Source organism: Rhodococcus sp. PSi06 (assembly GCF_054960675.1).
In genome coordinates this window covers 403277-423802 of record NZ_JBHNYO010000002.1, presented here as the reverse complement: position 1 = coordinate 423802, position 20526 = coordinate 403277, and the positions used below count along the sequence as shown (strand labels likewise).

The window sequence follows — 20526 nt, the reverse complement described above, 5'->3', positions numbered from 1 at the left end:
TGTACGGGTTCCATCAGAACGGGATCTGGTTGGTGCAAACTTGTTCTTCTGCAGGTGTTCTCGGTGGTCGCACACATTTGCCTGAATCGCATGTCATATGTCCGCGACACGAAAGATTCTATGAGAACGAAGAATATCTGGTCGGATAGCTCTGGGTATCGGGCACTGAGACGCGACATGGCAGCAGGATCGACGACCTTAGAATGGAATTCGCGATCTGTTTCCGCGATCTCCGAGGGTGTTGCCCCGGAGTCGCGGAAACTGTCGATCACTTTGTCCAACGATTCAATCGAAATCGAAGAATTATCTGGATTTTGTCGGGGAGAATCGTGCCGGCAAGCTCACCATTTGTGACGTTTCGGATCCCGTGAATTCGTATTGTGGGACTCGCGCCGGGTCGACGAGTTCGATGTCGGGCAGCCGTCGGAGCAGGACCTCAAGGGCTACACGCATTTCCATTCTGGCCAGCGGTGCGCCGGGGCAGACGTGTGGGCCGTGCCCGAACGCCAGATGCCGTTGACGGTCGTTGTGATCACGATCGATATCGAAGTCCATCGGATTAGGGAAGACCTCGGGGTCACGGTTCGCCGCGGTGTAACACAAGTAGACGTCGTCGCCCTGGCGAATCTGGTTGCCGTGCAACGCCAGATCCTTGGTTGCCCGACGGTAGAAACCGAAGATGGGGGGACGTAGACGAAGAGCCTCCTCCACGGCAAGCGCGATCAACGCCGGATCGTCGGTCAGGCGCCGGCGTACTTCGGGTCGAGACAACACCTGATGGAGCAATGTGGAAAGACCGGACATCGTGGTCTCGAAGCCGGGCGGGATCGGAGTGACCAGGGCGATCGACAGTTGCTGGCGATCGAGTGGCTGACCGTTGATCGTGAAGTGCGGAACCTTGTCGATGTAGGCATCTCCGCCGAGCCCCCGCCGCTCCTCTACGATCTCGAGCATCAGGTCCAGGAAATCCGACTGCAGCCGCATGAGTTCCAGGGGGTCACTCACTCCCTTCACGAGGGCCCCTGATCGCTTGCGGAATTCGTCGCGATGCTTGGTGTCGACGCCCATCGCAATGCAGATCGCCCGCAACGGGATTTCGGCGGCGAAGTCGCCGACGAGGTCGACTTCGCCACGCTCGGCGAAAGAGTCGATCAGAGCGTTGATTTCGTGAACGATCGGAGCTTCCAGGCGTGCCGGAGTCATGGCGTTGGTGAGTTCGGAGTATATCTTGCGCCACGGAACATGATCGGGAGGATCGACGTCCAGCGGGGTAAGTGCTCCCGGTGGTGCGGGCGGGCGGAAGCACCCCGGAACAATCGAATACGTCTGATAGTCCCGGGATGCCTTCTTCACGTCGTCGTATTTGAGCAGAACGTGGAACCCGTCCATCTGCTCGCTGTGACCGATCGGACACCGAGCAGCCGACTCCTTGATCATCGCGTCGGCATTCTGGGGTGAGACAGTCCAGGTGTTGAACTCCGAAAGCGGATCGGGCGTCGAAGTCGCCGCGTTGTCGTCAATCGTCATAGGTCAATTCCTCTCTGGGCGTGCGAACAAGGGCGTGATCATGCAATGTGACCTCTTGGCCGTATCGGTCGAGAGCGCGTAGAGGCAGCCGTACTGCGATCGATGCTCCGCATCACTCTCGAACTCGGCGCACCTCAACGCTTCTGCAAGTCCGACGAATTCTGGCTACGTTGTCGACCCAGTGTGAGGCTCGCCGTTGGTGGCCTCGAGGAGGTCTCGTTCTTGGAGCCATTGGCGGGTGAGTTCGACGACGTCGTTCATGAGGTCGTCTTGGCCCGTGTAGTAGTGCGTGGCACCTTGGATGACGCGCATGGTTTTGTCCGTGCTGGCGCAGGCGTCGTAGAGCCGTTTGGTGTGTGGCTGGGGTACGGCGTTGTCGGCGCTGTTCTCGATGGCCAGCAGCGGGACGTGGATCTCGCGTGCAGAGATGTCGGCGCGGGCATTGGTGTCTTCTGCTGACCATTGGGACAACCATCCGCGCAGGGTCGAGGATCGGGCCAGGCCGGCGGGGCTGATGTTGGATTGTTCGGGGGGACCCATGAACGATGTTCCGATTTCTCGGTCGTTGGGATCGATGGTGGCGTCGAGGAAGCGGGGGTCGGCCAATGTGCGGTGGGTGAGGATGACGCGGTCGGTCTCGATTCCTCCGCGGCGGGTCAGCTGGTCGAGCAGTTCTTTGACGTAGGTGGTGCGGCGTTGGATTCGTGCTGCTTGCTGGGATCGGAAGTAGTGCAGGTATTCCGGCGAATAGGGTGGTTTGTGGGGGTTGCGTGGGTCGTAGAGGTCGAGTTCGACGTCGCGGATGTCGGGGTTGGTCTCGTCGAGCACCGATGGGTCGATGAATTCACGCAGCATCTCGGCGCGTCCGAGGTGAGCCGATTGGAAGATGAAGGCGTCGCCCGGGATCAGGCCACCGAGGTCGATGGGGTCTCCCGCGGGAGTGTGTGTGATGGTGGGGTTTTCGGCTTGGGATTGGTAGAGCGCAGTAAGGGATCCGCCGCCGGACCACCCGACGAGCACGACCTTGGTGTATCCCCAGACCTCTTTGGCGTGGCGGACGAAGGCACCGTAGTCGAGGAGCACCTTTTCCATGATCAGGGCGGTGTCGTTGCGGGCGTAGCGGCTCTCTGCGCACAGGACGTGTATCCCCGTCGTCGCCATGACGTGGGGCAGCGGTATGCGTTTGATCGAGCCGGTGGGGTGCATGAACATCAGCAGGGTGTCCGACGGGCATCCCTTGGGCACCATTCGCACACCGTCGAGGATGACGCGGTCGGATGAGACGAAGCCGTATATCTCGCGGAGCGGGGTTTTTTCGTTGTGGGCGACGTTGACGAGCTCGGTGGTGACCTCGTATCGCTGGGTGGTAGACAACTGGATCTAGTTCCCTTCGTGGTGACTCGTGGGGGCGGGTTGGAACTGTTTGACGAACCCGTCCCATTGGGTGGCGTAATTGGCCTTGGGCATGAGGGTTTCGGCGAACGCCGTGGTCTGCAACGGGAACCGGGTCTCGATCAGCAAGACCTTCTGGTTTTCGATCTTCTTCGGCGACAGCTCGGCTTCGCGTCCCATCTCCCAGACCTGGGTGCCTGGACCGTGTGGAGTCCAGTTGTTGTGCAGCACACTGCTACCGGGTTGAAGATCCTTGCCTCCGAAGTCGCCGTCGAGGAAGACGCTGAATTCGGTCACACAATTGCGGTGGTAGCCCGGTGGCCGGAAGCTGTGCTCCGAGACCGTCCAGCGTGGGGTCAGCGCCATCACGTCGAAGTTGGGCCCCAGGATCGGGTCGGAGGGCGAGGTCAACAACGCGAAGATCGACGGATCTGGATGGTCCACGGAGACCGGTCCGATCGCCACGAATCGGTCGAGGTCGTATTTGTAGGGGTAAAGGCTGCCTCGCCATGCGACGACGTCGAGCGGTGAGTGGGCAAGCTCAGCCGACCATAGGTTGCCGGCGAACTTGTGGACCATCTGCACTGGGCCGTCTTCGTCTTCGAAGGCTGCCACCGGGATTTGGAAGTCGATAACGTTGGCCAGTGCGTTGGTGCCGAGCAGTCCGAGCTCGGGTAGCCGCAACGGCAAACCGAAGTTCTCGAACACGAATCCCTGCGCGCGGTCCTCGAGCAGCTCGACTCTGAACTTCATACCCCTTGGGACGACCGCGATCTCGCCGAGGCCGACGTCGAGCTTGCCCATCTCGGTGAACAACCGGACACGCCCGTTCTGGGGGACGATCATCATTTCCCCGTCGGCGTTGGCGAACACCCGCTGGCGCATCGATGTCACCGTGGAGTACACGTGGACGGCCATGCCGGACTGCGAGGCGGGCGAGCCGTTGCCGCACAGCGTGGCCAGGCTGTCGACGAAGTCCCCGGATGGGGCGAGGTTGCCCACCGAGCCCCAGCCCAGGTTGTTCGGTGACGGTGGCAGGTCGAAGGGAGGCGTGCTCAGGTTGCCGTTGTCGATCCGCTCGAATCGCCCGCGTGAGGTGGAGGGATGGATGCGGAAAGCATAGGACCGTCGATTCAACGCCCGTGGCGCGGTGAAAGTGGTGCCCGACATCAGTTCGCTGACCAGTCCGTGGGCTACTCTTTGCGGGCTGTTCTGTCCTAGGGGCAGGGTGCCCGGCAACGCCTCGGTCTCCAGTTCGTTGCCCAGACCGCTCTGATACACCAGGGTGTCGCGGTCAGCGCCCGAACGAGTCAGGGCGGTTTCGGTGCGTTCGACGATATCGGTCATGAAAAACTCTCCTGGTCGATGTATCCGACCCCGGCCGCGAGGATGTGACGCGGCGCGCGGCGGGACGGCTGTACGGGTAAACAGTTACCTTCAGGTTTAGTGCGGTGTGACCTCGACCACAACTGGCTGCAAGCACGCAAAGCCACGGACCGACTGGCTCCCGAGCCAAACACGCTGCTGAGCAACGTGTTTCCATGACTCGTGATGGGTGGATGCAAGAGCACAGCGTCCGCGTGACACGGGTCGCAAAGCGTGTTTTACAGGGCCATACTCTTTTTGATGCGACAGCCGGACCCCGGAGGACATGACTGAACCAGCCACTTCGAGTCGTCGGCTCGCTGGCCGCGTCATCTCGGTCGATGCTGACGCGACGAGCATCTCGGTTGTCCTCGAACGATCCCTTGCGCAACACGTTCGGTCGCCCGCGTGCCCGGCCTCTCGGGGGGTCGGTGAGCCAACTGAGCCAACCGCCGCCGGCGCATCTCCGCTGTGGGTCTTGGTCATGCCCAGCCGCCGTCCACGCGGAGGGCTGCGCCCGTCGTGAAACTCGAATCTGGTGATGCGAAATACAAGATCGCACCTACGATTTCCTCCGGTGTTGCGCATCGGCGCATCGCGACCTTGCTCGCCAGATGTTCCTCGTGTCCGGAGGGCCAGTTGCGTGCAATGTCGGTCAGGACAGGCCCGGGGTGAACGGTGTTCACGCGTACTTTGGGTGCCAGTGCTTGAGCGAATCCTTCGGTGAGCACGTGAAGTCCAGCTTTCGCTGCAGAATAAGGGAGCGCACGAAGCTCGGGTCTGACGGCCGATATCGAACCGATGTTGACAATGGAACCCCCTTCTCGTTCCGCCATCATCGCGCCGGCCAAGGCCATCAGCCTGAAGGGCCCGCGAAGATTGACGGCCAGAACCTTGTCGAACAGTTCTTCGCTTACGCTTGCCAAATCGTCGTAAGTCGGTGAGAGGCCGGCGTTGTTGACGAGGATGTCGAGCCGCCCGAAGGTGTCATACGTGGCGTGGACGAGGTCATCGCAGTCACTCCACCTACTGACGTTCACGGCGCACGCCAGGGCGCTGATCCCATGGTCCTCTTGCAGTTTCGCGGCCGCCGCTTGGCAGGACTCGAGGTTGCGGCTGGCCACGACGATGTCGGCTCCCCGCGCCGCGAGCGCTTCTGCGGACGCATAACCGATCCCACGGCTGCCTCCCGTTACGACCGCTACGCGGCCGGCGAGGTCGCCCCGAGCGTTCATGGCGTGGTCGAAAGATGGGTAAGGTTGCGCGCTCGCCCCTCCATGGCGGCCCGGGTGTAGTCAGGGAATACCTCGTTGCCGGGCTTGGTCTCGCGCAGGATGTCTTTGGCGACCACCATTTTGTGGACCTCGGTCGGTCCGTCGGCGAGGCCGACATGAAACGAATTGACGACCCACTCGGCGAACGGAACGTCATGACTGAGGCCGAGGGAGCCATGGAGGTGGAGCGCGCGGGCTGCGACGTCGTGGAGAACGGTTGGCATCACAGCCTTGACTGCGGAGATATGGCGACGCAGGTCCTTCCACTCCCGGCCCTGGTCTGCCAGCCAGGCGGTCTCGAGCACGAGTAGCCGAAACTGCCTCAGTTGGATCCAGCTGTCCGCAATCTTCTCCTGTACCAGTTGCTTTTCGGAGAGCTTCTCGCCTTTGGTCGTTCGAGAGACAGCTCGTTCGCACGCCATCTCGAGAGCGCGAGTGGCTTGGGCCAGTGCACGCATGGCGTGATGGAGCCGCCCGCCACCGAGCCGTGACTGGGCAATTGCGAACCCGGCGCCTTCCTGACCCAGCATCTGGTCGTCGCTGACACGAAGGTTGTCGAACCGGAGGTGCGCGTGGCTGTCGCCGCTCTCTCCGTAGAAGCCGTAGTTGCGGACGATGTCGATGCCGGGCGTATCGGTCGGGACAACGAACATCGACGCCCGCCTGTGGGGAGATTCGGCCTCGGGATTCGTGACCGCCATGATGATGTAGAAGCTTGCGAACTCTGCCTCGGAGGCAAACCACTTCTCTCCGTTGATGACCCAGTCGTCTCCGTCGCGCACCGCGGTGGTGCGTAAGGCGGTGGGGTCGGCTCCGCCATGCGGCTCGGTCATCGCAAAGCAGGAGACGATCTCGTTAGCGAGAAGCGGGTCGAGGTAGGCGCGCTTCTGTTGTTCTGTGCCGAATCGCGCCAGTATCTCGGCGTTCCCGGTATCGGGTGCCTGGACACCGAACGTAATCGGACCGAAGCGCGACATACCGAATTTCTCATTCATCAACGCGAGCTTGACCTGCCCGTACCCTGGGCCGCCGAGCGCTGGTCCCAGATGGCAGGCCCACAAGCCGCGTGACTTCACCTCGCGCTGCAGGGGTCGGATGTGTTCCACGAATAGCGGGTCGTGGATGTTCCATTGGCTGCCCAGGACGTAATCGAGGGGTTGAACCCGCGCCCTGACGAACTCGTCCATCCAGTCCAACTCCGCTTGGAACTCGGGGTCAGTTTCAAAGCTCCACATCGTGTACTCCGTCTCTTGGGGCGTTCCTCCGAATGCAACTGTAATGCACTTGCATTATTCGGGCAAGAGGTTCGGACGACTCCGAGTGACGGGCCTCGCATCTGTGTTGTCTCGTCCCGACACACTGGCGCTACCTGTGAGATTCTCACTGCGGCAATTACACACCGTGACAATGTGATTCGCGAACACACGCGCTGTAGCCGGTCGTTCTGCCAAGGAGGGCTAGTGATCGAGTCCTGGGAACCGACTTCCCGACGCAGTCGACGTCCAGGTCGGCGAGCTGCCCGGGATGCATTGTCCGGCCGCCGCTTCCGCAGGACCATCAAACCTTGGACGCGGCCACGAGATACCTCCAGGAACCTCGAAGACGTTGTCGGCGTGAGGATATCGAGCTCGACGGCATTGCATTTCGTACCTTCCCACCCGACGTGAAGACGGCACGGCTCACGGAACCTCGAACGAGGCAACGGAATCGATACCGCCGGTCGAATATTGGCGTCCGGTTCCCATCGTTGGAGCAGCCGACACTTCTCCACCAGGCCTGAGTGTTTCGTGTGCCAGGCCTAGGGTCTAGGAAATCGAGTGCAGCGTCTCGAGACCGCGATCGAAGAGTACCGGGACTGTGCTGGCGAGTGCCTCGTTGAAGGGGTCCGGGCGTCTTCCCGAGCGGCTCAGGTGCACGTTGTACGCGGCGATGGCACCGTAGCGCAGGCATGCCAGAGCGAAGTGCCACCACAAGCGCGGAGATGGTTCCTTGCCGTACCAGCCGAAGACTTCTTCCGGTTCGGCCCGTACTCGGAGGCCCGCAGCCACGCTGGTGTCCCAGCACCGTGGATCAGCCATCATTGCGGCCCAGGCCAGGTCGAGTTCTTGCGGTCCGATATCGGCAAGCTCCCAATCCACCACTGCCACGACCTGCGGACCATCTGGATCGAACAACACGTTGTTGGTCTGGAAGTCGCCGTGAACCAGCCCGACCGGCCCCGGCCCGGGTTGTGTCGCTGCCAGCGATTCGAGGAGACGTAGCCCGTGGTCTTGCCAGCTCGGCTCGGGGGACCGGGCCAGAACTCGCGACGTCAGGTTCAGCAACGAGGTTGGGGTCTGAGGTTCAGACCATCCCTGCAGATCGCGTCGCCAGTCGAAGCTGTGGAACATGGCCAAGGTCTCGACGGCTTTGCTCAGGGGTACTCGATTTGCAACGATTTCTTCCGCCGAAGCGGGGGAGGGTCCGAACATATCGATCGAGTTCGCCGGCAGTCGTTCCTGGATGATCGCATCCGTACCGAACTGCTCTCGGCTCGGCGTCGACCAGACCAGTGGAGCCACCGGAAGCTGGGCCCGACTCAAAGCAGTGAGCAGCGGAACCTGACGTAGGACGTCGGCGGGTCCTCCCTGACGCCCTGAGGCCGGAGCGAGACGAATGACGAGCCGCCGGCTGATACCGCCGGGCGAAACGGCGTCGAAACGGTAGCTCAAGCCGGCGTGGCCTCCTAGAGGCAAGAGGTCGGCAATGTCGGCCTTCTCGTTTATGTGTTGGCGCGACCATGACCTCAAGTCGGATTCAAGATCTCGCTCGGTACTCGGTCTTGTCGGATGGCCGGTCACCGCTTCAGATTAAGTGATGCAAGTGCATTAGTAAAGCGTTCGGCCGATTCCGCCTTCGCGCTAGGCGCGGTTCCGGTCTTCCAGCGCCGCCATAGTCCCGCCTGAGGGCTGGGCCTCCGCGAGTGCGGTCAACAAGTCGGTCAGGTGCGACTCGAACAACGCCCGATTTCGCGGAGGATGGGCGACCTGCGCCTGGCGGGCGACTTCGACATAAGCGAATCTCAACAGGGCAAATCGCTGATGCAACGGTCCGCCGCTGACCAGGGGCGACATGAAAGGCGCAATCATCTGAGCCCATCGCTGAATTGCCCCATCCGGGTCGTCGACGAGAACCTGGAGCGGGTCGTCTTTTCCGCTGGGTGAATGCCGTGCGCGCCCGATCACCTCGGCGGCGATCTGCGCAAAGCAGAGCCCTCGTGGAGTCCACGCGATGGCGCACAGTGGCGCGACGAAGCATTCCACAACGCTGCGTGCGTCTGAGTCGGGCGCATGCTCGAGGGCGTCGAGTCGATCGTGCATCTGCACCGCGAGTTTGTGAGCATGGAATTCCAGGACTGCCACCACTAGGCCACGCCGGTCGGCGAAATGATATTGCAGTGCCCTCACATTCCGTTCGCCGGCAGCGCGAGTGATCTCGCGCAGCGAGGCGTCGTCGATGCCCCGTTCTGCGAATAAACGCTCAGCTGCCACGATGATGGTGTCTCGCGCGCTCACGGAACAACCATACGACCTAACCAGGCTCCCGCGATGACAGCCGAACGTGCGCGCGCCTCTGCGAGTTGCGGGGCCTTGCGCCGTGCGTACTCCCGATTCGTAGGACCGGAGTTGCGCGGAGCTCATTGCCGTCCCCTCGTAGATCTTTGGTTCGCACCCGTGGGCGCGTAGGCAGTTGGCCAATCGATTCGAGGGTTTTCGGGCGCTACCCGAGTTGCAGCTCGCCAGGATCGGCAACATGCTCACTACCGCGATGATCACAGGCGCTGCCGGCGGCCTTGGCACGGCACTGGCCGAGGCACTGGCTCCGACGCACAGGCTGTTTCTGATGGGGCGGCCGTCGTCGCGGCTCGACGAGGTGACCACGCGGTTCGGTGCCACCGCGCTGCCAGTCGATTTGGTTGATACCGAACAACTCTCAGCGGCCGTCCACTCGATTGACCGGTTGAACGTCCTCGTTCATAACGCCGGCGTCGCGTTCCCCGCTCGAGTAGCTGAATCGAGTGCGGCTGAGTGGCGAAATACTATGGAAGTCAACGTTATTGGTGCTGTAGCGTTGACTTTGGCGCTCCTGCCTGCCTTGCGTGCCGCTGAAGGCCATGTGGTCTTCGTCAATTCAGGGTCTGGCATCAATGTCTCACCAGGATTGGCGTCGTATTCGGCGAGCAAGTTCGCGTTACGCGGGTTCGCCGAGTCGCTGCGCAACGACGAACCATCATTGCGTGTGACGTCGATCTACCCAGGGCGTATCGCGACGGTGATGCAAGAGGGTTTGATCGCGTATGCGGGGGACAAATACGACCCCTCGCTTTATTTGAGCCCTGAGACCGTCGCGAATATGGTGGCCAACGCGGTGAATGCGCCGTCCGACGCCGATATTCGTGACGTCGTGGTCCGTGCCCGTTGACCAGACGACGATTGTCGCCACCCGACCGACCATCGGTTCAGTGGCACCGGTTCGCGCGCCGCGGGGAGGCTCATGTGTGCCGGCTCGTGAGTGACCAGCCCTCTGGTGTGTGAAGTACGCGACGCCTGAAGGGCCCTCGGCTCCCGCTGGCGTCAACCGTGGCAATCGATCTCGCCGCTATCGGGACCACGTTGCCACCGATCGAGATTACCGTCGACGCCGCGCGATTGCTCCTCACGACCATTGGCGCCAAGCGCCGCTCCTCAAGCATGGCCGACCATTACGACCTCGGTTCAGCCAGGGCGACCACGGCGTCCGCCAGTACATGCAGCGACGCCCTCGAGACATCGGAATCTCGGTCGGCGAGCCACGCAAGGGCGGTCCCGTCGATCGCAGTGGCCACCAGTCGAGCCAGGGCGTGAAGGTCGACTGTCCATCGAACATCCGCATGTTCGGCAACCGAGGCCAGCAGCGATGCCGCCCGTTGAGTGTAGAGGCTGTATTGCCAGCGACCGAGAGATCCGGGATCCTCCGGCGCTCTCATGTCCAGTAGCGTCAACTCGTAGACCACCGCCTGCCGGGGGGCGTCGACCACGATCGACTCGTGGATGCGGTCCATCGCCGCCACGAGCGTGGTGCGCAGATCTCTTTCGTCGAGTGCGAGCTGATCGAGGTCGGTCGTGACCGTACCGACCGAAATTTCTGTGATCCGTTGCAGTAACTCTGCTTTGGATCGAAATGCATAATGGAATGCACTCTGCGGCATCGCTGCTTCGGCGCATATCGATCGTGTGGTAGCTGCAGCGACCCCATCCCTGGCCATCACGGTCAGAGCCGCCTCGACCAGCAGCGCGCGGCGGTTCTCGGCCGTCAGTCGAGCCACGTAGCCCCCTTCCTCGCAGATGCGATCAGCGTACGGCCTCTCGGTCGCGCAACTCGATCCATATCCGAGACCGCAATTCTGCACTGGCGCACATCAGGATTACTGGGCTAGTGTGTCAACTGACTTGGTCGGTTGACCAACTTATTGGCGAGAGGATCACCATGAAGAAGTACGCACTCGTCACCGGTGCCGCCGGGGGCATCGGCCAGGTGGTGGCACGCCGTCTGGCCGGCCGGGACTACACGGTTCTGGCCGCCGACCGTGACGATGACCTGGCCGCTCGCGCTGCGCACGCCATTACGGGAGCCGTTCCGATCACATGCGATCTCGACAACGCAGCCGCCGTCCGATCTCTTCGCGAACGGGTCTCGGCAGAGTGGTCGAGCAATCTTGAGATCGCATTTCTCAACGCGGGAACGATTGTTCCGGGCAACGTGGTGAACGCCGATCCTGATGACATAGACAGCCAGCTGCGCATCATGCTGTCCTCAACTGTTCACCTGGCGCAGGCGGCGGCGCAGGTTATGACTCGACAAGGTCGCGGTCACATAGTCGCAACAGTGTCCCAGGGGGCGGTGTTGCCACTACCGGGATCGGCTGCGTATTCGGCAGCCAAAGCTGGCCTACGAGCGTTTCTCGCGGCCCTGCACCTCGAACTTCGGGGGTCCGGGGTAACAGTCGGGGGTGTCTACCCGAGCGCGGTCGATACGGCAATGCTGCGCCACGAGGCGAATCACGACGGCAGCCTGCTGAATTTCGTGGGAACGGTCTCCACGGCCGAGCACGTCGCCGACGGCGTCGACAAGGCGATCCGTACCGGTCGACTCGAAGTTTTTCTACCGCGTACCGACGCACTCAGCGTCAAATTGTTACAGCTGTTCCCTCGCCTCGTACCTGTTCTGCTTCCACTGGCAGAACGCATCGGTGAACGCGGGCGTCTCCGGTACCTCGCCTCCTCGACATCGTGATCAGTCCCCTCCCCGAAGTCCCCTCCCTGAAGGAAATGGCATGCACAGCAACGCGACACAATCGGAAGCGATGGATCGAAGCTCGGCCGTCGCTATCATCGGAGCCGGCCCTGCCGGGCTCAGTGCTGGACGACTTCTGCGCCACTACGGTGTCGAATACGATCATTTCGAACGGCACAACAACGTAGGCGGAATCTGGGATATCGACAACCCTGGAACCCCGATGTACGAGTCGGCGCACTTCATCTCCTCACGAGACGTGTCCGGATTCTTCGATTTTCCCATGCCCGATCACTTCGGTGATTACCCGTCACGCGCTCAAATCTTCGACTACACGAAGGATTTCGCACGCACTTTCGGGCTTGAGGAGATCATCGAGTTCGGGACCCCGATCACCGACGTGCGTGCAGACGACGACACCTGGATCGTCACTCCCGCTGGGCAGACTCCCCGCCGGTATCGCGGAGTGATCTGTGCGTCGGGTACCAATTGGCACCCTCGCGTACCTCGTCATCGCGGCAACTTCACAGGAGAAATCCGGCATGCAGTCAGCCACCGCAGCGGGCGCGACTTCGCCGGCAAACGGGTTCTCATTGTGGGCCTGGGGAACTCGGGGGCGGATATCGCCTGCGACGCTGCTCAGTTCGCAGACAGCGCCTACATCAGCGTTCGCCGTGGGTACCACATCGTACCGAAGCACGTCTTCGGGAGACCGGCCGATTCCTTCGACGAGGGCATCACGATGCCCATGTGGCTCGAACGTCCGGTCTTGTCAGCACTTCTTCGCCTACTGGTCGGCGACGTCACCCGCTGGGGCCTGCCGAAACCGGACCACAAGCTGTTTCAGACGCACCCGTTGCTCAACAGTCAACTGCTGCATCATCTTCAGCACGCGGACATCGCGGTCAAGAACGATATCGAACGGTTCGACGGCGATCACGTCGTGTTCACCGACGGATCGCGCCTCGAGATCGACCTGGTGCTCTACGCAACCGGATACGAAATGCGAATTCCGTATCTCGACAAGGAGATCTTCGAATGGGACGGTGATCGCCCCGCGCAATATTTGACCGCCTTCAATCGACACCACCGTAACTTGTTCACCATCGGCTTCATCGAAACCAACTCGAGCGCATACACACTGTTCGACAACATTTCGAACGTCATTGCTCAGTACTTGAGGGACCAGGTGACCCGACCGGAATCGGCCAGAAAATTCGAAGAGATGATCGCGAACGACCGCCCGAATCTCGCCGGCAGCCTCCACCTAGTCGACTCGCCGCGCCACGCCGGTTACGTCGACGCGAAGGTGTACAAGAAACACCTCGCCCGAGTTCGGAAGCAGATGAAGTGGAGTGACTTGGAGCCGGGCTTCGCGAGTTCGATGCGCGAGGCCGTCAACTCTACGGCGACTCGGAATCGACCATGATGAGGTAGTTGTGTGTCGGTGCCCGTGAACACTCTGTACGAGAAGGTGAGCTGAAGCATGCCGATCGATCCCGCCGCTGTCGGGACCACGTTGCCACCGGTCGAGATGACCGTCGACGCCGCGCGCTTGCGTTTCTTCGCCAAGGCCATCGGCGAGACGAACCCGATCTACCTCGACAGCACTGCTGCTGCAGCAGCGGGGCACCCGGCTCTGCCCGTGCCCCCGACGTTCTTGTTCTCCATCGAACTGGGCGGTCCCGATCCGTTCCCGTGGATTTCGGACCTCGGGGTCGATCTTCGGTTCGTCCTGCACGGCGAACAGGCCTTCACGTACCACTCGACGGCGCACGCAGGCGACACCTTGGTCGCTACCTCCACGATTTCCGACATCTATTCCAAGAAGGGCGGAGCACTGGAGTTCGTCGTCAAGGACACGGCAGTCACCCGTGTCGACGGCTCCGCTGTCGCCGATCTCCGAACGGTCATCGTCGTACGCAATCCGGGAGTCCGGCAATGACATCTTTCGAACACCTCACTGTCGGCACCGAGCTTCCCGCGTTGAACGTCGGCACCCTCTCCCGCACCACGCTGGCGCTGTTCGCCGGCGCATCCGGCGATCACAACCCGATGCACATCGACATCGATGTCGCGAAGTCGGTGGGCCTCGACGACGTCTTCGCCCACGGCATGCTCTCCATGGCCCACCTGGGTCGACTGCTGACCAATTGGGTTCCGCAGGAAGCGATTCGCTCCTACCGGGTTCGGTTCGCGTCCATCACCCCGGTGCTGGCCGAGCCCACCGCCACCGGCACAGTCGTCTCCATCGACGACGTCGACGGAATTCGCACGGCCACAATCGAACTGGCCGTCACCCTCGCCGACGGCACCGTCACACTCACCGGCGACGCCGTTGTCGCACTCGAGTGAAAGAGACCGTTCACGAGCAAGACGCCGGCCGGTCAGGCCCGCCCGATCTTTCGACGCAGCTCCTGCTCGTAGGACGCGCGAGCCGTCGTGTCTGCATCGCTCAGAACCGTATCGGCACTGATCAGCCGCTGCAGACCCAGTCGCACGCTGCGGGGCAGCACCGCCGACGCGGCGACCATGAGTCCACCCGAGCGAGGCACCCATGTCTCGGCTCTGGGGCGTCGGACGACGCCGACTATCGCCCGTGCGACGTCCTCCGGCGCGAGGTGTTTGACTCCCTTGGCGTGGGAGATGCCGGCGGCCAGGGCTGTTTCGACGGCGGTCGGCAGGATCACACTGATGTCGATGCCGTCGTGGGCGAGCTCGTCGCGGACGGCCTCGCTCATCGCGATGACTGCGGCCTTCGACGCCGAGTAGCTGGCACCGTCGGCCAAGGGCAGCCGTCCGACTGCGGAGGCGACGTTGACCACGTGCCCACCCCCGCGGGCGATCATGCCCGGCACGACCATCTTCATGCCGAGTCCGCAGCCCAACACGTTCACGTCGAGCACTGCTCGCGAGATGGCGTCGTCCTCGTCGAGGAAGCGACCGATGGGCATGATGCCTGCGTTGTTGATGAGAACGTCGATCGGCCCGACGGCGGCCGTCGCTTCGAGGAATTCGCTCCACGACTCGCGGCTCGTCACGTCCAGTTTTGCTCCGACGGTGCCACGGCCGACGGAGTCGGCTGCTTCGGTGACTGTGGCCGGGTCGAGGTCGCCCAGCACTACCCGTGCGCCGGCCGCGGCCAGCTGGGTAGCGGTGGTGTGGCCGATGCCGCGGCCGCCTCCGGTGATGACGACGACGCGTCCGGTCAGGTCCCCGGTCTCGCGATGAACACTCTTCATGACTCTCCTACGGTGATAAGGGGTTTTGGTGATGAGGGGTTGCAGGTCAGTGGACGGCACCGACGCGCGTGCTGGGCGTGAATGTCGCGGGCAACCGGTCGATTCCGTTGATGGTCGACTTGATGGGGTACTCGACGACGTCGTCCTCGAGCACGTGAAAGTCGGGAATCCGCTCGAGGATCCGCTCGAGCATGATGCGCAGCTCGAGGCGGGCCAGCGGCGCGCCGAGGCATCGATGCGGGCCGGCCCCGAATGCGACGTGTTCGGACGCGTTGGAGCGGGTGAGATCGACGCGGTCGGGGTCTTCGAACGTGCGGGCGTCACGGTTGGCGGCGGCATACGTGAGCATGACGCGATCGCCCTCGGCCATCGACTGCCCGCCGAGCTCGGTGTCCGCGGCAACGGTGCGGGCGATGCCGAAGAACGGGCTGTAATAGCGAAGGAACTCCTCTATCGCCGCAGGGATCCGATTGGGCTCGCGCGTCAGGAGTTCGCGCTCCTCGGGGTGCGCCGAGAGCCACCGCAGCGAGTGCAGCAGGGCTGAGGTCGTGGTGTCGGTGGCCGCGAACGTCAGACCGTTGAGGATCGTTGCCGCCTCCTCGTCGGTGACCGGTGACGACAGCACCGAGCCCCTGGTCAGGGCCGAGGCGACATCGTCCTGCGGATTCTCGCGGCGCGCCTTGACGAGCTCGAGGACCTTTGCCTGCGTGGCGAACAGCGCCTCGAACGGGAAATCCGGAGAGAAGATCCCGTGCAGGTTCATGGCGTGGACCACGGCGGCGAAGTCGTGCCATTCGTCGGGGTCGAAGCCGATGACCGAGATCGTGACTTTCGTCGGGATCACCCGGCCCAGATCTGCTGCGAAATCGATACGCCCGGTCTCGATCACGGCGTCCAGTGCCTCGTCGACGTATGTGCGGATCTGCTGCTCGTGGGACCGGACTGCCTTCGGTGTGAAGAACGGCACTTCGAGTCTTCTGATGTCGGTGTGCATCGGCCCGTCCGCCTCGCTCGGCACCATGCGGGCTATCGAGGCGGCCGGGATCATCGACCCGCCACGTGGAGTGCGCGGTTCGGGATAGGCGACCTGGTCTCGTGCGGCAAATGCGTCGCCCGCGACGCCGTCGTGCAGGGACGAGAAGTGCTCCCAGTCGGCTGCGGCAGCTTTGAGCTCCTCGTGTCCGGTGATCATCCAGAAGCCGTCGTGATGTGCAGAGTGGGCGACGGGGCACCCGGCCAGCTGATTGAGGCGGTCGCTCCAGTTGTCGGAGTAGTCGGGGGCGAGGTGGTCGAAGTCGATGTCGACTCGGCCTTCGGGTGAGGTCACGGGGCACAGTGCGGGGGAGGTGGTGGTGTCGTCGGTCATGTCAGTCCTCAGCGGTCGTCGGGTCGGCAGTGGTCAGGGCTTCGATCAGGAACGTCAGCTCCATGAGGTGCTCGGCGGTCTTCCACAGTCGGTCGACGGGAGCCGGTACCTCGGTCGATCCGAAGGTCGACGCAGACCAGGAGCCGTCGGCGTTCTGGCGGTCGAGAAACCACTCGGTCATCCGCTCCGCATCGGCGACGAAGGGTGATACCGGGTCGAGTGCGACGTCGCGGGCGACGCCCCAGGCGTACTTGCAGATCTGCACCGAGTTCGGATCGGTGAACTGGGAGTCGGTGCCGCCGGCGTTCAGAGCGAGGAAGCTGCGAGCGAGGTCGCGGTCGTCGGAACCGGTGAGAGCGCGGAAGTCGTGCAGGAAGGCGGCGGCGATCCCCGGGTTGTAGTAGGCCTGCAGGGGCACGCGAAAATCGACGCGCAGCAAGAACCGGGCCAGGAAGTCGTCCTCCGCCGGGATGAGCAGCGAACCGTCGTCGCATCGGCCCGCATAGAGGACCTCGGGCAGCTCGGGTTGCAGCGCCCACAGCTCCCGCACCCAGGCCGCGATCGGGTGGGCGATGTCCAGGCGGCCCGCGACCACCGCCGCGATGCCGAGCTGGCAGGTCTTCAGCAGATCCTGCACGCTGCCGTCGGCACGGTCGCGCCGGTCGTACACCCCGCCGGTGACCGGGCTCTGGAACAGCCGGCAGCGGTCGAGCAGAGCGTTGGCGAGATCGTGTCGGCCCAGGCGCCACGCTGCGATCCCAAGGGCGCTGAGCTCATAGACAGGGCTTGCTCCCGGCATGAACTCGGCGGGTCCTTGCTTCAGATCCGCGTCGTCGTCCAGGGCGTCGCGCTCGACCCACCGGAGGACCGAAGCGGCTGTGTCCGAGGCTCCGGCGACCGACAGCGCCCACGGCACGCGCCACCACGTGTTCTTCTGGGCGTGGTCGCGGGGGCGGCCGTCCTCGAGTTGCTGCTCGATCCAGTCGATCGCGTCGTGCTGGGCGCGCGTCGCGGTGGCAAGGAGAGCTGCCCTGTCCTGTTGTGTCGTCATCGTCATCCTGTCGCCGGGGAGATCGTGCTGGAGCGTCTGTGATCTTGCGCACCATGACTATCTGTCATAGTGTGACATCAAGTCAATATGTGACTAACAAATTTTCGCCAGTGTCAGGAAGGACACGCCCATGACCCTCGACAGCCTGCAACTGCGGACGCGACTCGAGAGCGACCGCGAACTTGCGGTGCGCCTCAAGACTTTCCGCGGGTCGGTGCGCGTGACCCTCGGCGAGACCGTTCTGGAACTGCATGTGGACGACGGCGCAGTCACGGCGTCCGACCCGGCCCCCGATGCCGGAGAGCCGACCGTCGGCATCACGGTCCCTACGGTGCTGTGGGACCTCATGGCTGTCGAGAAGCCGCAGCTGGGACTCGAATGCATGACGTCGGCCCAGGTCTTCGGCGCGACGATCGACGCCGACTGGCCTACTGTCGTCGCTCCCTACCTCGGCGCGTGGAACCGAATCGTCCGCCTCGGCGTGGAGACCGCGACCGGTCGCCGCGAGAAGGTCGCGGACGCAGACCCGTTCGCCGACTCCGACGACCCGGTCGGCCGCTACGTCCGCTACACGATCGACGGGCTCGAATACCGCGTCTACTACGAGCAGGCGGGCACGGGTCCGGTACCGGTGGTGTTCATGCACACCGCGGGAGCGGACGGCCGTCAATACCGCCACGTTCTCGCCGACCCCGTGCTGCAGGAGCGGTACACGATGATCGCGATCGACCTGCCGTACCACGGAAAGTCGCTGCCCCCGCTGGGTTCGCGCTGGTGGGAGAAGGACCTGAAGTTCGACAAGACCACGCTGATGAACTGGGTGACCGGCTTCATCGCCGCGACGGGCCTGGACCGCCCCATCTTCGTCGGTTGCTCCGTGGGGGGTCAGTTGGCGTCCGATCTGTGCGCCCACCACCCTGACGTGATCCGCGGCGCGATCGGGGTGAACGGGCTTTACCACATGGAGTCGTGGCAGTCCTTCGACAACGACCGCTTCCGCGACCCACGCGTCGCGGCGGGCGCTGTCGGCTCGACGATGTTCGATGTCACCGGCATCGACGCGCCGGAAGACTTCAGACGTGAGGTGGAGTGGATCTACACGTCGAACCACCGCGATGTCTACCCGGCCGACAACGACTACTTCATGTTCGGTCACGACCTGCGCATCGACGGACATCTGATCGACACCGCGAGGACTCCGTTGACGATCCTCACCGGTGAGCACGACATCAGCATGCTGACGCCCGACGACAACGGGTCGGCGCTGGCTGCGAACATCCCCGGTGCCGAGTTCTTCGCGATGCCAGGACTCTCGCACTTCACCCCGTCCGACGACCCCGAGGGATTTCGCCCGCACCTCACGGCAGCCCTCGACCGCATAGCGGAACACGCGGTAGCGGCCGACAGAGCAGTGACCACATCGTGAGCACGGTCGAGTTCGAACAACCCGACGGCACTGTCACTGCGGTCGACGCCACCGACGGTGAGTCGGTCATGCGCAGCGCTCTCACCCACCTCGTCCCGGGGATCGTCGCGGACTGCGGCGGGGAACTCTCGTGCGCGACGTGCCATGTCATCGTCGGTGATGCGTGGATCGGCGTAGTCGGACCACCCACGGGCTTCGAGAACGACATGCTCGACGCGACATCCGAGGAACGTGAGCCGGGTAGTCGGCTCGCGTGCCAGATCACGGTCGGCCCCGACATCGACGGCGTCAGGTTGCGCATCCCGGCGAGCCAATGGTGAGTCCGAAAATCGTGATCGTCGGGGCGGGGCACGCTGGAGGTGAGGTCGTCGCCGCGCTGCGGGCCGGGGGTTTCGACGGCCCCCTGACGCTCATCGGCGACGAAGACCTGCCGCCGTACCAGCGTCCGCCGCTCTCGAAGGGATTCCTGCTCGGAACGACGACCGCCGACGAGCTCCTCGCCCGGCCCCGGTCGTTCTACGAGCAGCACGACATCGAACTGGTACTCGGTCGCCACGTGAGCGGAATCGACACGAGCGCCAAGACAGTTCACCTCGACGACGAATCCGTCGGGTACGACATGCTGGTGCTCGCACTGGGAGGTCGGCCCCGCGCCCTGGCCGATCCGGCCGCCGAGCACGCCGAGAACGTGCACCACGTCAAGACGCACTCCGACGTCGAGCGGCTGCGTGGTCGCTTGCTCCGCGGCACCCGGGTAGGGGTCGTGGGTGGCGGATTCGTCGGGCTCGAGGTCGCGGCGAGCGCATGCTCTCGCGGGGCAGCCGTGACGGTATTCGAGCTCGCACCGCGTCTGCTCGGGCGCGTCTGCAGCGAGGTGACCGCCGACCATGTCGCGGCCCTGCACCGCAGCCGCGGCGTAGATGTCCGCACCGGGGTGACGGGGTTGCGCCTTCATGCCTGCGACGACGGCCGGATCGCTCGGATCGTCACCGACGAGGCGGATCTGGGGGTGGACGAGGTCGTGATCGGTGTCGGAATGGTTCCGGAGGTCTCTTTGGCCGAGCTTGCGGGCCTGTCCGTCGACGACGGCGTGCTCGTCGATGCCGACTACCGCACGTCGGCACCCGACGTGTTCGCAATCGGCGACTGCGCGCGGATGGCCCGTCCCGACGGGTCGACGCGTCGACTGGAGTCCGCACCCCATGCCGCCGCCAGTGCCCGACGGGTCGCGGCGGTCATCCTCGGGCTCCCTGTTCCCATGGACGGCCCGCCCTGGTTCTGGTCGCATCAGTTCGGTGTCAAGATCCAGATGGCCGGCGACCCGGCAGCGTGGGTCGAACGATGGCTGACCAGGGGCGAGACGTCGCAGGGATCGTTCATGACCTTTGGTATCGTCGACGATCGGGTCGCGCGGATCGAAGCTGTCGACCGACCGGCCGAATTCGCGCAGGTGAAGTCTTGGCTCGATCGGCCCGTACCTGGCGTGATCGATCACCTGACGGACGAGGCGACGTCCATTCGGCAGATGTTCGCGCGACGCTGAACTGACGCCGATCCACCGTCCGACAAGG

19 protein-coding genes are annotated in these 20526 nt (G+C 63.5%); 8 read left to right on the top strand and 11 right to left on the bottom strand.

Annotated features, from left to right (window positions below; translation table 11 throughout):
* Positions 1 to 303 precede the first annotated feature (303 nt).
* The 7 genes from ACFI9K_RS04395 to ACFI9K_RS04365 form a co-directional block, all read right to left on the bottom strand.
* A complete protein-coding gene (locus ACFI9K_RS04395; protein WP_462662400.1) occupies positions 304 to 1527 on the bottom strand; it encodes a cytochrome P450 in 1224 nt (407 codons plus the stop codon).
* A gap of 165 nt (positions 1528 to 1692) precedes the next feature.
* A complete protein-coding gene (locus tag ACFI9K_RS04390) occupies positions 1693 to 2901 on the bottom strand; it encodes an alpha/beta hydrolase family protein (RefSeq protein ID WP_462662399.1) in 1209 nt (402 codons plus the stop codon).
* A gap of 6 nt (positions 2902 to 2907) precedes the next feature.
* On the bottom strand, positions 2908 to 4266 hold the full coding sequence (locus tag ACFI9K_RS04385) for a homogentisate 1,2-dioxygenase (RefSeq protein WP_462662398.1): 1359 nt from the start codon (positions 4264 to 4266) through the stop codon (positions 2908 to 2910).
* 500 nt (positions 4267 to 4766) lie between these two features.
* The gene (locus ACFI9K_RS04380) at positions 4767 to 5519 is read right to left on the bottom strand and encodes an SDR family NAD(P)-dependent oxidoreductase (RefSeq protein ID WP_462662397.1); all 753 of its coding nucleotides are present in this window, start codon (positions 5517 to 5519) and stop codon (positions 4767 to 4769) included.
* Positions 5516 to 6793, bottom strand: a complete 1278-nt coding sequence (locus ACFI9K_RS04375) for an acyl-CoA dehydrogenase family protein (RefSeq protein ID WP_462662396.1) — start codon at positions 6791 to 6793, stop codon at positions 5516 to 5518. The genes ACFI9K_RS04380 and ACFI9K_RS04375 overlap by 4 nt, the downstream gene beginning before the upstream one ends.
* Before the next feature lie 570 nt (positions 6794 to 7363).
* Positions 7364 to 8269 carry a phosphotransferase family protein gene (locus ACFI9K_RS04370; protein WP_462662395.1) on the bottom strand — a complete coding sequence of 302 codons (906 nt, stop codon included), beginning with the start codon at positions 8267 to 8269 and terminating at the stop codon, positions 7364 to 7366.
* 189 nt (positions 8270 to 8458) lie between these two features.
* Positions 8459 to 9112 carry a TetR/AcrR family transcriptional regulator gene (locus ACFI9K_RS04365; protein ID WP_462662394.1) on the bottom strand — a complete coding sequence of 218 codons (654 nt, stop codon included), beginning with the start codon at positions 9110 to 9112 and terminating at the stop codon, positions 8459 to 8461.
* Between the two features lie 238 nt (positions 9113 to 9350).
* Here ACFI9K_RS04365 and ACFI9K_RS04360 point away from each other — a divergent pair, with 238 nt between their 5' ends.
* Positions 9351 to 10019 (top strand): SDR family oxidoreductase, encoded by a 669-nt coding sequence (locus ACFI9K_RS04360; RefSeq protein WP_283317283.1) that lies wholly within the window; start codon positions 9351 to 9353, stop codon positions 10017 to 10019.
* A gap of 280 nt (positions 10020 to 10299) precedes the next feature.
* On the opposite strand, the gene ACFI9K_RS04355 is transcribed toward ACFI9K_RS04360, so the two are convergent.
* Positions 10300 to 10902, bottom strand: coding sequence for a TetR/AcrR family transcriptional regulator (locus ACFI9K_RS04355; protein ID WP_283317284.1), 603 nt, complete (start codon positions 10900 to 10902; stop codon positions 10300 to 10302).
* Positions 10903 to 11063: 161 nt separating this feature from the next.
* Between ACFI9K_RS04355 and ACFI9K_RS04350 the strand changes: the two genes are divergently transcribed.
* The 4 genes from ACFI9K_RS04350 to ACFI9K_RS04335 all read left to right on the top strand — a co-directional run bounded on the left by ACFI9K_RS04350 (position 11064) and on the right by ACFI9K_RS04335 (position 14225).
* The gene (locus tag ACFI9K_RS04350) at positions 11064 to 11870 is read left to right on the top strand and encodes an SDR family NAD(P)-dependent oxidoreductase (RefSeq protein ID WP_462662393.1); all 807 of its coding nucleotides are present in this window, start codon (positions 11064 to 11066) and stop codon (positions 11868 to 11870) included.
* A 70-nt stretch (positions 11871 to 11940) separates the two neighbouring features.
* The gene (locus tag ACFI9K_RS04345) at positions 11941 to 13299 is read left to right on the top strand and encodes a flavin-containing monooxygenase (protein WP_462662392.1); all 1359 of its coding nucleotides are present in this window, start codon (positions 11941 to 11943) and stop codon (positions 13297 to 13299) included.
* A gap of 57 nt (positions 13300 to 13356) precedes the next feature.
* Positions 13357 to 13815 carry a MaoC family dehydratase N-terminal domain-containing protein gene (locus ACFI9K_RS04340; RefSeq protein WP_462662391.1) on the top strand — a complete coding sequence of 153 codons (459 nt, stop codon included), beginning with the start codon at positions 13357 to 13359 and terminating at the stop codon, positions 13813 to 13815.
* Positions 13812 to 14225: a MaoC/PaaZ C-terminal domain-containing protein gene (locus ACFI9K_RS04335; RefSeq protein ID WP_283317290.1), complete on the top strand. Its 414-nt coding sequence runs from the start codon at positions 13812 to 13814 to the stop codon at positions 14223 to 14225. The genes ACFI9K_RS04340 and ACFI9K_RS04335 overlap by 4 nt, the downstream gene beginning before the upstream one ends.
* A gap of 32 nt (positions 14226 to 14257) precedes the next feature.
* Here ACFI9K_RS04335 and ACFI9K_RS04330 read toward each other — a convergent pair whose 3' ends face one another.
* From ACFI9K_RS04330 to ACFI9K_RS04320, 3 genes are read right to left on the bottom strand one after another with little or no spacing between them, the layout of a single operon-like run.
* Positions 14258 to 15112, bottom strand: a complete 855-nt coding sequence (locus ACFI9K_RS04330) for an SDR family oxidoreductase (protein ID WP_462662390.1) — start codon at positions 15110 to 15112, stop codon at positions 14258 to 14260.
* 46 nt (positions 15113 to 15158) lie between these two features.
* Positions 15159 to 16478, bottom strand: a complete 1320-nt coding sequence (locus ACFI9K_RS04325) for a cytochrome P450 (RefSeq protein WP_462662389.1) — start codon at positions 16476 to 16478, stop codon at positions 15159 to 15161.
* Position 16479: 1 nt separating this feature from the next.
* The gene (locus tag ACFI9K_RS04320; RefSeq protein WP_462662388.1) at positions 16480 to 17529 is read right to left on the bottom strand and encodes a hypothetical protein; all 1050 of its coding nucleotides are present in this window, start codon (positions 17527 to 17529) and stop codon (positions 16480 to 16482) included.
* Positions 17530 to 17659: 130 nt separating this feature from the next.
* Here ACFI9K_RS04320 and ACFI9K_RS04315 point away from each other — a divergent pair, with 130 nt between their 5' ends.
* The 3 genes from ACFI9K_RS04315 to ACFI9K_RS04305 are packed head-to-tail and all read left to right on the top strand — an operon-like array spanning position 17660 to position 20498.
* Positions 17660 to 18955, top strand: a complete 1296-nt coding sequence (locus ACFI9K_RS04315; protein ID WP_462662387.1) for an alpha/beta fold hydrolase — start codon at positions 17660 to 17662, stop codon at positions 18953 to 18955.
* Positions 18952 to 19275, top strand: a complete 324-nt coding sequence (locus ACFI9K_RS04310; RefSeq protein WP_462662386.1) for a 2Fe-2S iron-sulfur cluster-binding protein — start codon at positions 18952 to 18954, stop codon at positions 19273 to 19275. Before ACFI9K_RS04315 ends, ACFI9K_RS04310 begins: the two co-directional genes overlap by 4 nt.
* Complete coding sequence (locus tag ACFI9K_RS04305; protein ID WP_462662385.1) at positions 19272 to 20498, top strand: NAD(P)/FAD-dependent oxidoreductase; 1227 nt, start codon at positions 19272 to 19274, stop codon at positions 20496 to 20498. The genes ACFI9K_RS04310 and ACFI9K_RS04305 overlap by 4 nt, the downstream gene beginning before the upstream one ends.
* Positions 20499 to 20526 lie beyond the last annotated feature (28 nt).